Here is a 19,858-nt window from a genome sequence, read left to right as displayed (position 1 = left end):
TCTACGGGCCGGGGCCCGGTGCGCACCGCCTGTCCGGCGCGCACCGGGCCCCTTCGTGTGCGGCGGGTGGGGCACCGGCCCGCACGCGCCCACGAACCCCGGGCGGGCTCGCCACCCGCCCCTCACGCCTCCGGGAGCGCGTCGCACAGTGCGTCGAGGGCCGCCGCGTAGCCGTGCTCGGGGGGCGTCGCGTACCCGACCACCAGTCCGTCCGGGGCGGGGCCCCGCACCGCGTCCGGGTGGCGGTAGTCCGCCAGGCCCTCCACCGCGACGCCGCGCCAGGCCGCCGCCTTCACGGCCGAGCGCTCGGTGCCGGGCGGCAGCCGCAGCACGGCGTGCAGGCCCGCCGCGATGCCCGTCGCGGTGACGTGCGGCGCGCGGGCGGCGAGCTCGGCCACGAGCCGGTCGCGGCGGGCCCGGTAGCGCTGGCGCATCCGGCGCACGTGCCGGTCGTACTGCCCGCCCGCGACGAACTCCGCGAGCGCCAGCTGGTCCAGGACGCTCGCCCACGCCTCCCGCTCGCCCTTCGCCGCGAGGACGGGCTCCACCAGGTGCTCGGGCAGCACCATCCAGCCCAGCCGGACGGCCGGTGACAGGCTCTTGCTGACCGAGCCGAGGTAGACCACCCGTTCGGGGTCCAACCCCTGTACGGCGCCCACCGGTTCGCGGTCGTAGCGGAACTCCCCGTCGTAGTCGTCCTCCAGGATCACCCCGCCCTTCGTACGGGCCCAGTCGACGGCCGCCGCCCTGCGGCCGGGGCGCAGCGGGCCGCCGGTGGGGAACTGGTGGGCGGGGGTGAGCAGTACGCCCCGTACGCCCTTGAGCCCCGCCAACTCCCCGGTGTCGGCGCCCTGTTCGTCGACGGTGAGCGGCACCGTACGGACGGACTCGGCGGCCAGCAGGGAGCGGTGGAAGGGCAGGCCGTACGACTCGACGGCGAGCGGCCCGCGCAGGACGCCGCCGCCGAAGAGGAGCCGCAGGGCGTGGGCGAAGCCCGAGCAGACCACGATCCGCTCGGGGGCCGTGCGCACGCCCCTGACGCGGGCCAGGTATTCGGCGAGCGCCTCGCGCAGCTCCCGGCGGCCCTGCGGATCGCCGGGCCCGAAGGCCTCGTTGGGCGCGGCGTTCAGCGCGCGGCGGGAGGCGGCGAGCCAGGCGGAGCGCGGGAAGGAGGCGGCGTCGGGCTGGCCCTGGAGGAGGTTGTGCGCGGGGCGCGCGGGGCGCGTCGGGGCCTTCTTGGGCACGCGCGCGGGGCGTACGGGCGCGGCGCGCTCGGCGACGCGGGTGCCCGAGCCCTGGCGCGCGGTCAGCCAGCCCTCGGCGACCAGTTCCGCGTAGGCGTCGGCGACGGTGTTGCGGGCGACGCCGAGGTCGGCGGCGAGGGAGCGGTACGGCGGCAGCCGGGTGCCGGGGGCGAGGCGCCCGTCCCGTACGGCGTCGCGCAGCGCCCTGATGAGGGCGGCGCGGCGGCTGCCGGGGCCCGCGAGCTCCAGGTGCAGGTCGCTGCCGATGCGCTCCGCCGAATTGACCCATGATTCCACCATGGGAATGCACCCTAGCCGAGGTCTTTGACCGCCTTAACGTAGTGGTCATGACGACGAACACGAACACCGAAGAAGCCCGCCGCATCGACTTCGCGAAGACCGCTCCGAAGGCGTTCAAGGCGGTCATCGCCCTGGACGCGGCGGCCCGCGACGGCCTCGACCCCGCGCTGGTCGAGCTGGTCCAGATCCGCGCCTCGCAGCTCAACGGCTGCGCGTACTGCCTGCACATGCACACCACGGACGCGGCGAAGGCGGGCGAGAGCCAGGAGCGGCTGCACCTGGTCGCGGTGTGGCGGGAGGCGAAGGGCTTCTTCACGGAGAAGGAGCGGGCCGCGCTGGCGCTCACGGAGGCGGTGACGCTGGTCGCCGGGGGCGGGGTGTCCCAGGAGGTGTACGCGGGGGCGGCGGCGCACTTCGACGAGGAGGAGCTGGGGAAGCTGCTCGCGCTGACGTTCGCGATCAACACGTGGAACAGGATCGCGCTGTCGACGGCGAAGGCACCGGGCGAGGAGTAGGGCTCCGCCGGGGGGCGGGGGTTCCTGCGGGCCCGGGTGGGCGCGGGTTCCGCTGCGCGGGGCCACACCCCACCCCGCCCGGCGCGAGGGCTACGCGCCGACCGTCCCGTCCAGCGCCTCGCGCAGCAGGTCCGCGTGACCGTTGTGCCGCGCGTACTCGTGGATCATGTGGTTCATCACCAGCCGCAGCGACACCTCCGCGTCCCACCGCGGCTGGTACGCCGTCACGTCCAGCGAGGCCGCCGCCCCCTCGATGCGCCGCGCGTGCGCGACCTCCGCCTCCCACGCGGCGAACGCCTCGTCGCGGGTGCAGTCCCCCGCCTCGTACGCCGCCTGGAAGTCCATCTCGTCGGACCACACCAGCGGCACGTCCTGTCCGTCGACGACCCGGCGGAACCACGTCCGCTCGACCTCCGCCATGTGCCGCACGAGGCCGAGCAGGGTGAGCGTGGAGGGCGGCGACGCCGGGCGGCGCAGCTGCTCGTCGGTCAGGCCCTCGCACTTCATCGCGAGGGTCGCCCGGTGGAAGTCCAGGAAGCCGCGCAGCGTCTCGCGCTCGTCACCGAGCAGGGGCGGGGCCGGACGGTTGTCGACGATCATGGGGCGGAGCGTACCGGCCGCGGCCGGACGTGACACCCTCGTTTCCGTGCGAACTCTGCTGATCGTCGACGGCGCGAACGTGGTCGGATCCGTACCGGACGGCTGGTGGCGCGACCGGCACGGGGCGGCCGAGCGGCTCAGGGACCGCCTCGTGGCCGTGGCCGACGAGGGGATCGAGGCCCACGCGGGGCCCCTCGACGTGGTGCTGGTGGTCGAGGGGCGGGCGCGCGGCGTGGAGTCCGTGCCCGGGGTCCGGGTGGCGGCGGCCCCCGGCAGCGGCGACGACCTGATCGTGGAGCTGGCGGCGGGGGCCGAAGGACCGTGCGTGGTGGTCACCGCGGACCGGGAGCTGCGCCGCCGGGTGGCCGAGCACGGCGCCCGGTGCGTGGGCCCCAGGACCGTGCGCGCCCCGTAGCCCCGGCCCCGCAGCCCCCGGCGGCGGTCAGTCCGCCGTGACGCGGCTGTGCCTGCGCCCGTACGCGAAGTAGATGACGACGCCCAGCAGCATCCACGCGCCGAACCGCAGCCACGTCTCGACCGACAGGTTGAGCATCAGCCAGACCGAGCAGGCCACCGAGGCGATCGGCAGCACGGGCACCCACGGCGCGCGGAACGAGCGGGGCAGGTCGGGGCGGGTGCGGCGCAGGATGTTCACGCCGAGCGCGACGACGACGAAGGCGAAGAGGGTGCCGATGTTGACGAGCTTGGCGAGCTCGTCCAGCGGGACGAAGCCCGCGATGACCGCGGAGACGAGGCCGAGGACGACCGTCGAGCGGTAGGGGGTGCGGAACTTGGGGTGGACCTGGCAGAAGAGCGGCGGCAGCAGTCCGTCGCGGCTCATCGCGAAGAAGACCCGGCTCTGGCCGAGCAGCAGGATCATCACGACGGTGACGAGGCCGATGATCGCGCCGAAGCTGATGAGCCCCGCCCAGAAGGGCTGGTCGACGGCCTTGAACGCCTCGGCGAGCGGGGCGTCGGAGTCCAGCTCGGAGTACTTCTGCATGCCGGTGACGACGATCGCGACGCCGACGTAGAGCACGGTGCAGATGCCGAGCGAGCCGAGGATGCCGATGGGCACGTCGCGCTGCGGGTTCCGGGTCTCCTCGGCGGCGGTGGCGACGACGTCGAAGCCGATGTACGCGAAGAAGACGACGGCCGCGGCGGCGAAGATGCCCATCACTCCGAAGGTCGCGGGCGTGAAGCCGAAGACCGCTTCCAGGAGGGTGGAGTCCAGGCCGGAACCGCCCGCGGTCTCCTTGGACCCGGGCACGAACGGCGAGTAGTTGGCGCCCTTCACGAAGAACGCGCCGACCGCGATCACGACGAGCACCACGAGCACCTTGATCGCGACGACGACCGAGGTGACCATGGCGGAGAGCTTCATGCCGACGACGATGACGCCGGTGACGGCGGCGATGAGCAGGAACGCGGCGATGTTGAAGCCGAAGCCGCCGTCGGCCGGCGGGCCGAGCAGCACCTCGGGCAGCGGGATCCCCCAGCTCTCCAGGAGCGACTGGACGTACCCGGCCCAGCTGGTGGAGACGGCCGCGCAGCCGAGCGCCAGTTCGAGGACGAGGTCCCAGCCGATGATCCAGGCGGGCAGCTCGCCGAGGGTCGCGAAGGAGAAGGTGTACGCGGAGCCCGCGACCGGGACGGTCGAGGCGAACTCGGCGTAGCAGAGCGCGGCGAGCGCGCAGACGACCGCGGCGACGACGAACGAGAGGGTGACGGCGGGACCCGCGTAGTCCTTGGCCGCGGTGCCCGTGATGACGAAGATCCCGGAGCCGATGACGACGCCCACGCCGAAGACCGTGAGGTCGAGGGCGGAGAGGGACTTCTTGAGGGCGTGCTCGGGTTCTTCGGTGTCCCGGATGGACTGCTCGATGGATTTCGTACGGAAGAGTGTGCCGCCCACCGGGGACCTCCAGCTCGATCGGTTCACGCCATGATCGAGACGGGTGCCCTGGGACGGCACGGCCGAACGCGTGATTTCACGCGAATGCCCCGCCGGGACCACCCTTCCAGGGCGGGCCGAGCGGGGCATTGACGTGGGTCGGCGCCCCTCAGTCCCGGGGGGCCGGTGCTCCTCAGTCCCAGCGGGCCGGTGCTCCTCAGTCCCGGGCCGCCTCCGCCGACGCCGCGTTCTCGAAGCGGCCGTCGAGCTTCGCGACGAGCCCCGTCACCTGGCGGGCGATGTCCGGCGCCGTGAGCCCGATCTCCGCGAGGACCTCGCCGCGCGACGCGTGGTCGAGGAACCGCGGCGGAATGCCGAAGTCCCGCAGCGGCACGTCCACCCCCGCGTCCCGCAGAGCCTGCGCGATCGCCGAACCGACGCCGCCCACGCGGCTGTTGTCCTCGACGGTCACCACGACCCGGTGCCGCTCCGCCAGCGGAGCCATCGCCTCGTCGACGGGCTTGACCCAGCGCGGGTCGACGACGGTCGTGGAGATGCCCTGCGCGTCGAGCAGGTCCGCGATCTCCAGGCACATCGGGGCGAGCGCGCCGACCGAGACGAGCAGCACGTCGGGACGCTCGCCGCCCTCGACGCCCGCCTCGCGCAGCACGTCCATGCCGCCGGCCCTGCCGACCGCCTTGACGGCCGGGCCGACCGCGCCCTTGGAGAAGCGCACGACGGTCGGGGCGTCGTCCACGGCGACGGCCTCGCGCAGCTGCGCCCGCACCTGGTCGGCGTCGCGCGGCGCGGCGATCCGCAGGGTCGGGACGACCTGGAGGATCGACATGTCCCACATGCCGTTGTGCGAGGCGCCGTCCGTGCCGGTGACCCCGGCGCGGTCCAGGACGAAGGTGACGCCGCACTTGTGCAGGGCGACGTCCATCAGGACCTGGTCGAAGGCGCGGTTGAGGAACGTGGCGTACACCGCGAAGACGGGGTGCAGCCCGCCCGTGGCGAGTCCGGCGGCCGACACCGCGCCGTGCTGCTCGGCGATGCCGACGTCGTAGACCCGCTCGGGGAACGCCTTGGCGAACTTGTCGAGGCCCACCGGCTGGAGCATCGCGGCGGTGATCGCCACGATGTCGGCGCGCTCGCGGCCGAGCTCGACCATCTCCTCGCCGAAGACGGAGGTCCAGTCGAGGCCGGAGGAGGCGATGGGCAGGCCGGTGTCGGGGTGGATCTTGCCGACGGCGTGGAAGCGGTCGGCCTCGTCCTGGAGGGCGGGCTGGTAGCCGCGGCCCTTCTCGGTGAGGCAGTGCACGATGACCGGGCCGCCGAAGCGCTTGGCGCGGGTCAGCGCGGACTCCAGGGCCTCGATGTCGTGGCCGTCGATGGGGCCGACGTACTTCAGGCCGAGGTCCTCGAACATGCCCTGCGGGGCGATGAAGTCCTTGAGGCCCTTCTTCGCGCCGTGCAGCGTCTCGTAGAGCGGCTTCCCGACGACGGGGGTGCGCTCCAGGATGTCCTTGCCGCGCGCGAGGAACCGCTCGTACCCGTCGGTGGTGCGCAGGGTCGCGAGGTGGTTGGCGAGGCCGCCGATGGTGGGCGCGTAGGAGCGCTCGTTGTCGTTGACGACGATGACGAGCGGGCGGTCCTTCGCGGCGGCGATGTTGTTCAGCGCCTCCCAGGCCATGCCGCCGGTGAGGGCCCCGTCGCCGATGACGGCGACGACGTGGTCGTCCTTCTTCAGGACCTCGTTGGCCTTGGCGAGGCCGTCGGCCCAGCCGAGGACCGTGGAGGCGTGGCTGTTCTCGATGACGTCGTGCTCGGACTCGGCCTGCGAGGGGTAGCCGGAGAGGCCGCCCTTCATCTTGAGCTTCGAGAAGTCCTGACGGCCGGTGAGCAGCTTGTGCACGTAGCTCTGGTGGCCGGTGTCCCAGAGGACCTTGTCCTTCGGGGAGTCGAAGACCCGGTGCAGTGCGATGGTCAGCTCGACGACGCCGAGATTGGGGCCCAGGTGACCGCCGGTCTTGGAGACGGCGTCCACCAGGAAGCCCCGGATCTCCGCCGCCAGCTGGTCCAGCTGCTCGGGGGTGAGCCGGTCCAGGTCGCGCGGTCCCCTGATGCGGGTCAGCAGAGCCACCCGTGCCTCCTTGCGTTGAGCTGATCGAGCGGGCCGATCTGTCGAGTCTAATGTTCCGCACGCGGCGCCGGTCATCGGGCGGTGCGTCATACATCACGCGATTAGGCGTACTAACGCACGAGTGTGCGCGGGCGCGCACGCGTGCGCCCCGGCCGTACGCCCCCGCGCGCGCGTGTGCCCGGCGCCGGGTGGCGCCGGGCACACGGAAGGAGGCCGGGGTGCCGTCAGGCGCGGCCCGCGGTCTTCTGGGTCTTGCGGGTGACGGAGTCGATCACGACGGTGGCCAGCAGCACCCCACCGGTGATCATGTACTGGACGGGGGTCGCGATGCCCTCCAGCGCCAGCCCGTACTGGATGGACACGATGACCATCACGCCGAGCAGCGCGTTCCAGGTGCGGCCGCGGCCGCCGAAGAGGCTGGTGCCGCCGATGACGGCCGCCGCGATGGCGTTCATCAGCAGGTCGCCGGTGCCCGCGCCCTGGTTGGCCGCGGCGATCTTGGAGGCGATGAAGATGCCGCCGACCGCCGCGAAGGTGCCGGAGATCGCGTAGACGGAGATCCGGATCATGGTGACGTCGATGCCCGCGCGGCGGGACGCCTCGACGCTGCCGCCGAGTGCGAAGACCTTGCGCCCGTAGGAGGTGCGGCGCAGCACGAAGTCGGTGAGGACGAGCACCGCGAGGAAGATCACCAGGGCCAGCGGGAGGCCCTTGTACTGGTTGAACACGTACGCGGCGACGAACGCGATGACCGCGAGCACTCCCGTGCGGAGCAGGATCTCGCTCAGCGGGCGCGCGGGGACCTTGGCGGCCTCGCGGCGGCGGCTGTCGAGGTAGGAGGAGGCGAAGAAGACCGCCACGGCGACGGCGGCGAGCCCGTAGGCGGCGGCGACGTCCGAGAAGTAGTACGTGGTGAGCTTGGCGACCACGCCCTCGGAGTCCAGGTTGATGGTGCCCGTGTCGCCGAGCAGCTGGAGCATGAGGCCGTTCCAGAAGAGCAGCCCGGCGAGGGTGACGGCGAAGGCGGGGGCGCCGATCTGGGCGAAGAAGAAGCCGTGGATCGCGCCGATGACCGCGCCCGCGGCGATCGCCACCAGGATGGCGACCCACTCCGACATGCCGTGGGTGACGCTCACGACGGCGACGATGGCCCCCGAGAGGCCGCTCACGGAGCCGACCGAGAGGTCGATCTCGCCGAGCAGCAGCACGAAGACGATGCCGACGGCGATCATGCCGGTGCCGACCATGGTGACGGCGATGTTGTTGAGGTTCTGGGCGGAGAGGAAGTTCGAGTTCAGGGACTGGAAGATCGCCCAGATCACGGCGAGGCCGAGGACCACGGGTATGGACCCCAGGTCGCCCGCGCGCATCTTGCGCCTGAACTCGGTGACGTATCCGGCGAAGCCCTGCTCGCGCACGAGGAGGCGGGGGTCGACGGCGGTGACCGCGTCGGCCGCGGCCTCCGGGTTGCCCGGCGCCGTCGCGGCCGGGGCGTCGGCCTTGGAGAGGGAGGTCTTCTCGGTGCTCACTTCTGGACCTCCGCGGTGCGCGCCGCCCGGCGGGTCACGGCGTTGTCCGTGGCGCCCGTGATGGCGGAGATGATCTCTTCCTGCGAGGTGGTCTTCACGTCGAAGACACCGTTGTTGCGGCCGAGGCGCAGCACGGCGACGCGGTCCGCGACGGCCTTGACGTCGGCCATGTTGTGGCTGATGAGGATGACGGCGTGGCCGCGCTCGCGCAGCCGCTCGACGAGGTCGAGCACCTGGGCGGTCTGTTCGACGCCGAGGGCGGCGGTCGGCTCGTCGAGGATGACGAGCCGCGGCTCGCCGAGCATCGAGCGGGCGATGGCCACGGTCTGGCGCTGGCCGCCGGAGAGCGAGGCGATCGGGATGCGGACGCTGGGGATGCGGATGGAGAGCGTGGTCAGCAGCTCGCGGGAGCGGCGCTCCATCTCGACCTCGTCGAGGACGCCGTACCTGCGCAGCTCCCGGCCGAGGAAGAGGTTGCCGACGACGTCGATGTTGTCGCAGAGCGCGAGGTCCTGGTAGACGGTCGCGATGCCGAGGTTCTGGGCGTCGTGCGGCTTGTTGATCTGGACCCGGCGGCCCTGCCACTCGATGGCGCCGTCGTCGATGGGGTGCACGCCGGCGATCGTCTTGACCAGCGTGGACTTTCCGGCGCCGTTGTCGCCGACCAGGGCGACGACCTCACCGGCGTGGATCTCCAGCTCTACGTCGGTGAGCGCCTGGACGGCGCCGAACCGCTTGGAGACTCCGCGCAACGCCAGCACGGGCGTAGCGGACACATGAACCATCTCCTTCGCCGCCTGACCGGCGGGAGGTTGTGCAGAAGTCGGGTGGGGACAGAAGCGTGCTGCCCGGCGCCCCGCCCCGGCAGCGGGGTCCCAACAGGGGTGGGGCGGGGCGTCGGACAGGCTTCGGGGGGAGGCTCAAGTCCCGTACGGAAAGGGGGACTCCACTCCCGGGAGGGGGCTACTTCTTCAGGCCGGCCGCGTCGCAGGCGGCCTTGTACTTGGCCGTGCAGATCTCGTCGATCGTGTAGACGCCGTCCTTGAGGACGGTGTCCTTGATGTTGTCCTTGGTCAGCGAGACGACCGGGACGAGGACGGTCGGCACGCCCTTGGTGGTCGGGGAGTCGACCTTGGACTTGGCGATCGCGTCGAGCTTCTCGCCCTTGGCCAGCTTGACGGCCATCTCGGCGGCGGCCGCGGCCTCGGGGGCGTACGGCTTGTAGACGCTCATGAACTGCTCGCCCGCCACGATGCGCTGCACGCCAGCGAGTTCGGCGTCCTGGCCGGTGACCGGCGGGAGCTTGGCGAGGCCCGCGGCCTTGAGGGCGGTGATGATGCCGCCCGCCATGCCGTCGTTGGCGGAGTAGACGCCGACGATCTTGTCCTTGCCGAGGGCCGAGATCGCCGCCTCCATGTTGGCGTTGGCGTTCTCCGGCTTCCACTCCTTGGTGTCGTACTCCTTGCCGATGTTCACCTTGCCTTCGAGCACGGACTTGGCGCCCTGCTTGAAGAGCTTGGCGTTCGGGTCGGTGATCGCGCCGTTCATCATGACGATCTGGCCCGCCTTGGCGTTCGCGCCCAGGGCGTCGAGGAGCGCCTTGCCCTGGACCCGGCCGACCTCTTCGTTGTCGAAGGAGGTGTACGCGTCGATGGGGCCCTCGGCGAGGCGGTCGAAGGCGACGACCGGGATGCCCGCGTCCTTGGCCCGCTTGACGCCGCCCGCGATGGCCTTGGAGTCCACCGCGTCGACGATCAGGACGTCCACCTTGTTGGTGATCATGGTGTCGACCTGCTGGTTCTGCACGGTCGCGTCCTGCTTGGCGTTGGCGTAGACGACCTCGGCCTTGCCGTTCGTGAGCTCGCTGATCTTCTTCTCGATCAGTGGCTTGTCGAACTTCTCGTAGCGGGCCGTCTGATTCTCCGGGAGGAGGAGCCCTATCTTGAGCTCGTCCCCCTTCTTCCCGCCCCCGGAGTCCTTGGCCTTGTCGCCGGACTCCTTGGCGCTGCCGCAGGCGGCGAGGGACACGGCCATGGCGGTGGCGGCTACGGCAACGGCGGCACGACGCATACGCGTGTTCATCTTCGAAACCTCCCTGACGAGGCCGCGTCGTTGCGGCCGAGGTGGCTCGAAGTCAACTCGGCCGCCCCATCAGCGTCAAGGAGTAAATCCTTAACGAGATGACAACGGTGCCATTCGTTATCTAAGTGAAGGCAGGGGTGGCCGACTTGGCGGCCGTGGGCAGGGGTCCGTCAGCTCCCCCGAGCAGGGTCGAATCGCCCATTTCGTTCAGTACGAGGGCCAGCGCGCCGAGCACTTCCGCCCGGCTGCCCAGCGCGCCGGGCTCCACCGACAGCTGGCGCGCCGCGCTGGGGATGGCGTACCGCGAGACCGAGTCCCTGATCGGGCCGAGCACCAGCTCGCCGGCCTCGGCGAGGTCCCCGCCGAGCACCACCCTGCTGGGGTTGAGCAGGTTGCACAGGTTCGCGACCCCGCTGCCGATGTGGCGGCCGACGTCGGCGATCACCCGGCGGCAGCCCGGATCGCCCTCGCGGGCCAGCTCCACCACCCGTTCCATGGTCAGCTCGGAGCCGTGGCTGGACTGGAGCAGCGGCAGTACGTAGCGGGCCGCGGCGAAGGTCTCCAGGCAGCCGCGGTTGCCGCAGCGGCACACCGGGCCCGACTCGTCCAGCGTGATGTGGCCGATCTCGCCCGCCGTGCCGCCGGGGCCCCGGTAGATGTGGCCGTCGATGACGAGACCGGCGCCGACGCCGCTGGCGACCTTGATGTACGCGAGGTCCTTGACCCCGCGCCCGCTCCCCCACACCAGCTCGCCGAGCGCGCCCAGGTTGGCGTCGTTGTCGACGTGGACGGGCACGCCGAGCCGCCCCGACAGCTCCCGGCTGGGGTTGATGCCGGTCCAGCCCGGCAGGATCGAGGTCGAGCCGAGGGTGCCGGTCACCACGTCGATGGGGCCCGGCACGCCGAGGCCGACGCCGATGACCTTGTCCCGGCCGATGCCGGTGGCCGCGATCAGCTCCTCGACCAGTTCCTCGGCCCGGTCGAAGCCCTCGGCGGACGAGGCGTCCACGTCCAGCGGCTCGGCCTGCTCGGCGAGGACCTGGTGGGCGAGGTTGCCGATCGCGACGCGCAGGTGCGTGTGGCCGAAGTCGACGCCGATGACGATGCCCGCGTCGCCGCTGAGCGAGACGGAGCGGGCCCGGCGGCCGCCCGCGGAGGTCGGCGTGACCTCGACGGTCCCGCCGTCCTTCAGTTCGCGAACGATGTTGGAGACCGTGGCCGCGGAGAGCCCCGTGGTCCTGGCGATCTCGGCCTGGGTGAGCGATCCCGCCATCCGTACGGCCCTAACCACCCGCTCCAGGTTGGCCCGATGCAGCGATGTCTGCGACCCGGGAGTCTCCACGACCCATCCACTCCGTCCTCGGCGGACGGTGCGACCACCGCCCACCGGCCGGGACCGCGCCTCTGAGACCCCGACGTATCTCCAACTTGTGAACTCTAAGCTCAGCCTTTCCGGTTGCTTCCCGTCAAGACCTTGAGCAGCCTAAGGCCTGTCCGGCGGAACATGGCGGTCACGGGCGCCGGTGAGATCACGGACCGGGTGAGCGGGGTCCGGTGCGTGCAGCTGCAAGGCGGACGATCGAGTCATGGCGGAGCCATGGCGAGTGAGGACAACGCCGCAGATGTGCGTGCCGGACCCCGCGGCCCAGTCAGGTTCCGCCGGACAGGCCTTGGGCCTCTGATGAGCGGAACGCAGAAAGAGGGCGGTCCCGGAAAAGTCCGGGACCGCCCTCGTGCGCGGGGTGCGGGTCGTGCTACTTCACGGCGCCCGCCGTGAGGCCCGCGACCACCTGGCGCTGGAAGATGATGTACGCCGCCAGCACCGGAAGCATCGCCATCACCAGACCGGCGAAGAGGCCGGAGTAGTCGCCCTTGTAGCCCTGGCTGGTGGCCAGCTCCACCAGGCCCTGGGAGAGCACCTTCTTCTCCGGGTCGGTGTTGAGCACCGTGGGCAGCATGTACTGGTTCCACTGCCCGAGGAAGTTGAAGATGCCGACGCTGATCAGGCCGGGCCTGGCCATCGGCAGCATGACCTGGAAGAACGTCCGGGTGTGCGAGGCCCCGTCGATCATGGCGGCCTCGGCGACCGAGCTGGGCAGGGTCCGGAAGAACGAGGTCAGGAAGAACACCGTGAACGGCAGCGAGTACGCGATGTACACCAGGATCAGGCCGTGCTGGGTGTTCAGCAGGGCCATGTTCTTCATGACGTAGAAGAGCGGGACCAGCGCCAGGATGATCGGGAAGCTCATTCCCCCGATGAAGAGGAAGTAGATGAAGCGGTTGCCCGGGAACTCGAAGCGGGCCAGGACGTACGCCGCCATCGAGCCGAAGAGCAGGGTGCCCGCGAGCGAGCCGCCGACCACCACGATGGTGTTGCCGAAGTAGTCGCTCATGTTCGCCGACGACCAGGCGCGCGACCAGTTCTCGAAGTGCAGCTTGTCCGGCAGGCCGAACGGGTCCGAGAGGATGCCGTTGTCGTCCTTGAAGGAGGACATCAGCGCCCAGAGCAGCGGCGCCACGACCATGATCGCCCACAGGACGAGCATGCCGTGCGAGAAGACGTTGAGGACGCTGCCGTCGCGCTTGCCGCCCCCGGGGTCGGCGGCCGGGGGCCTGACCTCGGTCACGGTCTGACCGGGGCCCTCGACGGCGCCGGTGGAGGGGGTGTCAGTGGTCTTCACCGGAGGTCACCTCGTGCTGTCGGGCCGGTCGCCGTGACGGGGCCGCTGTGCGGGCCGGAATGCGGGAAGCGCGGCATCAGAACTCCAGCCGGTCGCGCCGGCCCAGCCGCGTCACGACCGCGGCGAAGGCGAGGGTGACCACGAGCAGGGCGACGCCGATCGTGGTCGCGTACGCCGCCTGGCCGTCGCGGAACGCGGACTGGTAGACGTACAGCGGCAGGACGGTCGTGGAGTAGTCGGGGCCGCCGGGGCCCTGGGTCATGATCTGCACGACCGCGAAGCCCTCGGCGCCCAGCGCCAGGATGCCCATGTAGATCCAGCCGGACTGCACGGTGTCCCAGAGCAGCGGCAGGGTGATCCGGAAGAACGTGGTGAAGCGGTTGGCGCCGTCGAGCAGCGCGGCCTCGTAGAAGTCCTTGGGGATGGAGGCCATGCCGGCGGAGAACAGGACGACGAAGAAGCCGACGGTGCACCAGACGAGGACGGCCATCACGCACCACAGGGCGAGGTCGGGGTCGCCCAGCCAGAGCGGCTGTACGTCGCCGAGGCCGACCGCTTCGAGCGTGGCGTTGAGCGCCCCGTCCTTGGGGTTGTACGCGAACCCGAAGAGCAGCGCGACGATCGCGATCGACAGCACCTGCGGGAAGAAATAGGCGATCTTGTAGAACGAGGAGCCGCGGACACCCGTGACGGTGGCTCCCGTGCGGCTCCGCCCGCCGACATTGATCATGAAGGCGAGGAAGAGCGCGATGCCCAGCGTCACCAGCGGCAGCAGCAACACGAACAGCAGGCTGTGTTGCAACGACTTCCAGAAGACGTCGTCGTCCCACATCCGTGTGTAGTTGTCGAATCCCACCATCTTGAACTCGGGACTCAGACCGGTCCAGTCCGTGAACGAGTAGTAGATGGACTGGACGAACGGCCATATGACGAAGAGCGAGTACAACGCCATGGGGATTGCCAGGAACCCCACGATGAACCGGTACTTGCCGTGTTGCATGGTTACCGACCCCGAATCTTCCGGCGGGTGCCGCCGCTGGTGAGAGCCTGCGTCCGGCCGAGGTTCGGACGCAGGCTCTGACGCCTGGACTGCTACTGGTGCTTGTACTTCTTGATCGACTGGTCCTTGGCGGCCTTGTCCGCGAAGTCCTGGATCTTCTTGATCGTCTCGGTCGGGGTCGCGCGGTCGGCCATCATCTCGCCGAGGGCACCGATGCCGATCTGCTCCTTCTGGAGCTTCACGTACCAGTCCTGGAGGCGCGGGTTCACCACGTTGTCGCCGGCCAGCTTCAGGGCCGCGACACCGGACTTCAGGCCGGGGGTCAGCTCGATGCCGTCGGTGCCGCCGTTGAAGGCGGTCAGCGACTTCACCTGCTTGGTGAAGTTCTTGGAGGACTCCTCGCTGAGCATGATGCGCAGCTGCTCCATGCCGCCCACGCCGTTCTTGGCGTTGGCCGGGACGATGAAGGGCTCGCCGCCGGACGCCCAGATGGTGCCGAACGGCATCTTGTCCGCCTTGTCGAGGCCGGTGGGGCCCGAGACGGCGAGGTTGAAGTCCTTCGGCATGGTCGCCGCGGCCTCGTTCTCGACCCAGGAGCCGTTCGGGATGAACAGCGCCTCGCCCTTGGTCCACGCGGTCTGCGACTGGATGTGGTCCATGCCGGGCGTGCCCTTGAGGATGTAGCCCTTCTTGGCCAGCTCGTAGTAGCACTCGAAGGCCTGCTTGACGGCAGGGTCCTTCCAGGCGTTCGGCTCCAGGTTGTCGATCTTGTCGAGGACCTCGCGGCCGCCGATCTTGGCGATGAACGGGTAGAGCGAGAAGGGGATGTAGTACGGGTGCTTGCCCGCGTACGTCCAGGGCGCGATGCCCTTGGCCTTGGCCTTCTTGCAGACCGCGAGCATCTCGTCCCAGGTCTCGGGGTACTTGACCTCAAGGGAGTCCAGGAGCTTCTGCGAGTACCAGACGCCGTAGACCGTGTACGCGTAGTACATGATCCAGACCGGGTCGCCCTCGAACTGGCCCATCTCCAGGACGCCGGGGCGCAGCGTGTCCCTGACCTTCTTGGCCGGGTCGTCGACGGACGGGGCGTCCATCAGCGGGGTCAGGTCGAGCAGCTGCTTCTTTCCGACCAGGACGCCCATGTCCATCTGCTCGGCACCGGAGTTGTCGATCAGGTCGGGCGGGGTGCCGCCGTTGAAGCGCGGCTGGAGCTCGGTGGTGATCTTCTGCGTCGCGCGGTGCTTGACCTTCGGGGCCTTGGGGAACTTGGCGTTGTACTTCGCCTCGGCGTCCTTGGCGTACTGCTCGCCGAAACCGCCGTTGAAGATGACGACTTCCAGCGCGGCGGTCTCGTTGACGCCGAGCGGGTTGTCCTTGGTCTTCTTGCCGCCCTCGGCCTTCTTGGTGTCGTCGCTGTCGCCGCTGGCACAGGACGTCAGGAAGCCCATCGTGGGCACGGTGATCAGGCCGATCGCGGCGGACCGCTTGATCAGGTCACGGCGGCCGAGACCCTCGGTACCGGTGGTGGTTCCGACGGTGTCGTTGTGGGCGGAGGTGGATCCCATGCTCAAGTCCTCGCCTTCATCCAGGACTCAGGCGGTGTACCGGTCGCCCGTGCTGCTCGCCAATGGGCGAAGGGCCCCGCCACCGCGGTCAATTGCGCTTGGGTCGTACGGAGTTCGAATGCGGTGGGCACGATGAGAACACGAAACAGATGGAGCGCCAACGGCCTCCCCCGCCGCCCCCCGTACCCGCTTTGTCGACGGCCGTCCGAAACGGCTGTGCAGACGCCGACAGGTATAGTCCACTTCCCTTCAACTGGGCAAGATCGAAAACAACTTTGAGCAACAGTCTTTCCCGAGTTGAGACCTGCTGAAGATCACCCCCGGCCAACGCCCTTGACACCGTTGAGCGCTTGCCTCCCTACTGGATCCTCGACATCAGGTCTGACAACGTTGTCCAGCACCTTTCCAGGGGAGGATCCGCCCGAAATGATCGGGATGAAGAGAGTCCATGGGGTCACGAAGAGAATCCATGCCGCCGGCGCGGTCGCGGCGGCCTCGCTACTGGTCGTCACCGCCCAGTCGGCCGCGGTCGCCGCTCCCGGAACGGCTCAATCCAGCCGTACGGAGAGCGAGTTCAGCACCTCTTTCGAGCCGGACGAAATCCAGCCCGACTGGCGCAACACCGTAGAAACCGGTCCCGGCGGGACCAGGCGGACGTCCGGCGTCGACGGCGGCTTCGCCGCCGGGATACCCGGCAACGTCACCGACCGGGTGACGGCCGTGCGCGCCAGCGGCGAGAACGAGGGTTCGGGCGAGGTGAAGGAGAACCTCGTCGACGGCCAGCCGGGCACCAAGTGGCTGACGTGGGCGCCCACCGGCTGGGCCGAGTTCGAGCTCGAAGCCCCCGTCAAGGTCGTCACCTACGCGCTGACCTCGGCGAACGACGCCCCCGAGCGCGACCCCAAGGACTGGACGCTCCAGGGCTCGGCGGACGGCGAGAAGTGGACGGTCCTGGACAGGCGCACGGGCGAAGCCTTCGCCAAGCGCTTCGAGACCAGGACGTACGACTTCGCGGCCGACGCCGCCTACCGCCACTTCCGCCTGGAGATAGCGAAGAACAACGGCGCGCCGAACATCACCCAGCTCGCCGACGTCCAGCTCTCCAACGGCGACACCAGCACGCCCGTACCGCCCGACATGCTCAGCCAGGTCGACCGGGGCCCCGGCGGCTCGCCCACCGCCAAGGCCAACGCGGGCTTCACCGGCAAGCGGGCGCTGCGCTACGCGGGCACGCACAGGGCGACGGGCCGCGCCTACTCGTACAACAAGGTCTTCGACACGAACGTGCGCGTCGAGCGCGACACCGAGCTGTCCTACCTGGTCCACCCCTCCATGCCGGAGACGGACCTCAACTATCCGGCCACCAACGTGGCGGTCGACCTGGCCTTCACCGACGGCACCTATCTGAGCGACCTGAAGGCCCGCGACGCGCACGGCGGGCTCCTCACCCCGCAGGGCCAGGGCGCCGCCAAGCGGCTCTACGTCAACCAGTGGAACAAGGTCTCCTCGCGGATCGGCGCGGTCGCCGCGGGCAGGACCGTCGACCGGATCCTGGTGGCGTACGACTCCCCCAGGGGCACCGCGAAGTTCCAGGGCTGGCTCGACGACGTGAAGATCGCGCGCAAGGCCCCCGAGAAGCCGCTCGCCCGGCTCTCCGACCACGCCTCCACCGTGCGCGGCACCAACTCCTCCGGCGCCTTCTCGCGCGGCAACACCTTCCCCGCGACCGCCGTGCCCCACGGCTTCAACTTCTGGACGCCGGTGACCAACGCCGGGTCCCTCGACTGGCTGTACGACTACTCCCGGCGCAACAACGCCGACAACCTCCCCACGCTCCAGGCGTTCAGCGCCAGCCACGAGCCGAGCCCCTGGATGGGCGACCGGCAGACCTTCCAGCTGATGCCCTCGGCCGCCGCCGGCACCCCGCCGACCGCCCGCACCGAGCGCGCGCTGCCCTTCCGGCACGAGAGGGAGACCGCGAAGCCGCACTACTACGGGGTCACCTTCGAGAACGGCCTCAAGGCCGAGATGACCCCGACCGACCACGCGGCGATGATGCGCTTCACCTATCCCGGTGACGACGCCTCGGTGGTCTTCGACAACGTCACCGAGCAGGGCGGCCTCACCCTCGACCCGGCGACCGGCTCCTTCACCGGCTTCTCGGACGTCAAGAGCGGCCTGTCCACGGGCGCGACGCGGATGTTCGTGTACGGCGTCTTCGACGCGCCGGTCACCGCGTCCGGCTCCAAGGGCGTCGCGGGCCACCTGCGCTTCGACGCGGGCGAGGACCGCACGGTCACGCTCCGCCTGGCCACCTCGCTGATCAGCGTCGACCAGGCGAAGGAGAACCTGGCCGCGGAGATCCCGGCATCGGACTCCTTCGAGCGGGTCAGGGACAGGGCGCAGGACGCCTGGGACGGCGTGCTGGGCCGGGTGCGGGTCGAGGGCGCGGACCGCGACCAGCTGACCACCCTCTACTCCAGCCTCTACCGGCTCTACCTCTACCCCAACTCCGGCTTCGAGAAGGTCGGTTCGAAGTACCTGTACGCCAGCCCGTTCTCGCCGCGGACCGGCCCCGACACCCCCACCCGCACGGGCGCGAAGGTCGTCGAGGGCAAGCCTTACGTCAACAACGGCTTCTGGGACACCTACCGCACCACCTGGCCCGCCTACTCGCTGCTCACCCCGCGCAAGGCGGGCGAGCTGGTCGACGGCTTCGTGCAGCAGTACAAGGACGGCGGCTGGATCTCCCGCTGGTCCTCCCCCGGCTACGCCGACCTGATGACCGGCACCTCGTCCGACGTCGCGTTCGCCGACGCGTACGTCAAGGGCGTGGACTTCGACGCGGAGGCGGCGTACGAGGCGGCGCTGAAGAACGCGACCGCGGTGCCGCCGGCCAAGGGCGTGGGCCGCAAGGGCATGGAGACCTCGCCCTTCACCGGCTACGCCCCCACCGAGACCCACGAGGGCCTGTCCTGGTCCCTGGAGGGCCACCTCAACGACTACGGCATCGCGAAGATGGCCGACGCGCTCCACAAGAAGACCAAAAAGGCCCGGTACAAGGAGGAGGCCGCGTACTTCCTCAACCGCGCCCGCAACTACGTCTCGCTCTTCGACGCGAAGGCGGGCTTCTTCCAGGGCCGCGACCTCAAGGGCGCCTGGCGCGTCCCCTCCGAGAAGTACGACCCGCGCGTCTGGGGCCACGACTACACCGAGACCAACGGCTGGGGCTACGCCTTCACCGCCCCGCAGGACTCCCGGGGCCTGGCCAACCTCTACGGCGGCAGGGGCGGCCTCGCGAAGAAGCTCGACGCCTACTTCTCGACGCCGGAGACCGCGTCCCCCGACTTCGTCGGCTCCTACGGCAGCGTCATCCACGAGATGACCGAGGCCCGCGACGTGCGGATGGGCATGTACGGCCACTCCAACCAGGTCGCCCACCACGTCCCGTACATGTACAACGCGGCACGGCAGCCCTGGAAGACGCAGGAGAAGGTGCGCGAGGTGCTGGGCCGGCTCTACACCGGCAGCGAGATCGGCCAGGGCTATCACGGCGACGAGGACAACGGCGAGCAGTCGGCCTGGTACCTCTTCTCCGCGCTCGGCTTCTACCCGCTGGTGATGGGCAGCGGGGAGTACGCGATCGGCTCGCCGCTCTTCACCAAGGCCACCGTCCGCATGGACAACGGCCGCACGCTGGTGGTCAGGGCGCCGAAGAACAGCGCGGAGAACGTCTACGTGCAGGGCGTGAAGGTCAACGGCAAGCGGTGGCACTCCACCGCGCTGCCGCACTCCGCGATCGCGCGCGGCGGAACCGTCGAGTTCGACATGGGGCCGCGCCCGTCCGCCTGGGGCACCGGCGCGAACGCCGCGCCCGTGTCGATCACCAAGGGCGACGCGGTGGCGGCGCCGCGCACGGACGCGATCGAGGGAGCGGGACCGCTCTTCGACGACTCGTCGGCCAGTCATGGCGAGTTGGGCTCGCTCGACCTGCCCGTCAAGGCTCCGGTGAAGGCCGTCCAGTACACGCTGACCTCGGCGGACCGGGCGAAGGCGCCCGGCGGCTGGGTCCTTGAGGGCTCGCGCGACGGGACGCGCTGGACGACGCTGGACCGGCGGACGGGCGAGTCCTTCGCGTGGGACCGGCAGACGCGCGCCTTCTCCATCGCCAAGCCGGGCACGTACACGAAGTACCGCCTGGTGGCGGCCGGTTCGGGCGGGACGCTCGCGGAGGTGGAACTGCTGCGCTGAGCCGGCCGCGAGCCCCGCGCGACGGCCCTTCACACGGGTCGTCGCGCGGGGCTC

General features: G+C 70.3%; 14 protein-coding genes. 3 read left to right on the top strand and 11 right to left on the bottom strand.

What is annotated here, in order from left to right; genetic code table 11:
- Positions 1-122 precede the first annotated feature (122 nt).
- Positions 123-1,544: a PLP-dependent aminotransferase family protein gene (locus ACIBNE_RS37265; RefSeq protein ID WP_399279762.1), complete on the bottom strand. Its 1,422-nt coding sequence runs from the start codon at positions 1,542-1,544 to the stop codon at positions 123-125.
- A gap of 47 nt (positions 1,545-1,591) precedes the next feature.
- Here ACIBNE_RS37265 and ACIBNE_RS37260 point away from each other — a divergent pair, with 47 nt between their 5' ends.
- Positions 1,592-2,059 (top strand): carboxymuconolactone decarboxylase family protein, encoded by a 468-nt coding sequence (locus ACIBNE_RS37260; RefSeq protein ID WP_399279761.1) that lies wholly within the window; start codon positions 1,592-1,594, stop codon positions 2,057-2,059.
- Between the two features lie 90 nt (positions 2,060-2,149).
- Here the strand turns inward: ACIBNE_RS37260 and ACIBNE_RS37255 are convergent, their stop codons facing one another.
- Entirely contained in the window at positions 2,150-2,659 is a 510-nt protein-coding gene (locus ACIBNE_RS37255; protein WP_399279759.1) for a DinB family protein, read from the bottom strand.
- A gap of 46 nt (positions 2,660-2,705) precedes the next feature.
- On the opposite strand from ACIBNE_RS37255, the gene ACIBNE_RS37250 reads away from it, so the two are divergent.
- Positions 2,706-3,074 (top strand): NTP pyrophosphohydrolase, encoded by a 369-nt coding sequence (locus ACIBNE_RS37250; RefSeq protein ID WP_399279757.1) that lies wholly within the window; start codon positions 2,706-2,708, stop codon positions 3,072-3,074.
- Positions 3,075-3,101: 27 nt separating this feature from the next.
- On the opposite strand, the gene ACIBNE_RS37245 is transcribed toward ACIBNE_RS37250, so the two are convergent.
- From ACIBNE_RS37245 to ngcE, 9 genes are all read right to left on the bottom strand, one after another.
- Positions 3,102-4,574: an amino acid permease gene (locus ACIBNE_RS37245; protein ID WP_399279755.1), complete on the bottom strand. Its 1,473-nt coding sequence runs from the start codon at positions 4,572-4,574 to the stop codon at positions 3,102-3,104.
- A 196-nt stretch (positions 4,575-4,770) separates the two neighbouring features.
- Entirely contained in the window at positions 4,771-6,696 is a 1,926-nt protein-coding gene (gene dxs, locus ACIBNE_RS37240) for a 1-deoxy-D-xylulose-5-phosphate synthase (protein WP_399279754.1), read from the bottom strand.
- Between the two features lie 224 nt (positions 6,697-6,920).
- Positions 6,921-8,225, bottom strand: a complete 1,305-nt coding sequence (locus tag ACIBNE_RS37235) for a sugar ABC transporter permease (protein WP_399279751.1) — start codon at positions 8,223-8,225, stop codon at positions 6,921-6,923.
- On the bottom strand, positions 8,222-9,010 hold the full coding sequence (locus ACIBNE_RS37230; protein WP_399279749.1) for an ATP-binding cassette domain-containing protein: 789 nt from the start codon (positions 9,008-9,010) through the stop codon (positions 8,222-8,224). The genes ACIBNE_RS37235 and ACIBNE_RS37230 overlap by 4 nt, the downstream gene beginning before the upstream one ends.
- Positions 9,011-9,188: 178 nt before the next feature.
- A complete protein-coding gene (locus tag ACIBNE_RS37225) occupies positions 9,189-10,307 on the bottom strand; it encodes a sugar ABC transporter substrate-binding protein (protein WP_399279747.1) in 1,119 nt (372 codons plus the stop codon).
- 121 nt (positions 10,308-10,428) lie between these two features.
- Positions 10,429-11,649: an ROK family protein gene (locus tag ACIBNE_RS37220; protein WP_399279745.1), complete on the bottom strand. Its 1,221-nt coding sequence runs from the start codon at positions 11,647-11,649 to the stop codon at positions 10,429-10,431.
- A 412-nt stretch (positions 11,650-12,061) separates the two neighbouring features.
- Positions 12,062-12,988 carry a carbohydrate ABC transporter permease gene (locus ACIBNE_RS37215; RefSeq protein ID WP_399279743.1) on the bottom strand — a complete coding sequence of 309 codons (927 nt, stop codon included), beginning with the start codon at positions 12,986-12,988 and terminating at the stop codon, positions 12,062-12,064.
- A gap of 76 nt (positions 12,989-13,064) precedes the next feature.
- Complete coding sequence (locus ACIBNE_RS37210; protein ID WP_399279741.1) at positions 13,065-13,988, bottom strand: carbohydrate ABC transporter permease; 924 nt, start codon at positions 13,986-13,988, stop codon at positions 13,065-13,067.
- 92 nt (positions 13,989-14,080) lie between these two features.
- Positions 14,081-15,553 carry an N-acetylglucosamine/diacetylchitobiose ABC transporter substrate-binding protein gene (gene ngcE, locus ACIBNE_RS37205; RefSeq protein WP_399279739.1) on the bottom strand — a complete coding sequence of 491 codons (1,473 nt, stop codon included), beginning with the start codon at positions 15,551-15,553 and terminating at the stop codon, positions 14,081-14,083.
- Positions 15,554-15,988: 435 nt separating this feature from the next.
- On the opposite strand from ngcE, the gene ACIBNE_RS37200 reads away from it, so the two are divergent.
- A complete protein-coding gene (locus ACIBNE_RS37200; protein ID WP_399279737.1) occupies positions 15,989-19,804 on the top strand; it encodes a GH92 family glycosyl hydrolase in 3,816 nt (1,271 codons plus the stop codon).
- Positions 19,805-19,858 lie beyond the last annotated feature (54 nt).

The organism is Streptomyces sp. NPDC050504 (assembly GCF_044458065.1).
GTDB lineage: Bacteria > Actinomycetota > Actinomycetes > Streptomycetales > Streptomycetaceae > Streptomyces.
The sequence above is the reverse complement of the archived record's forward strand: the minus strand, read 5'-3'. Positions and strand labels throughout refer to the sequence as shown.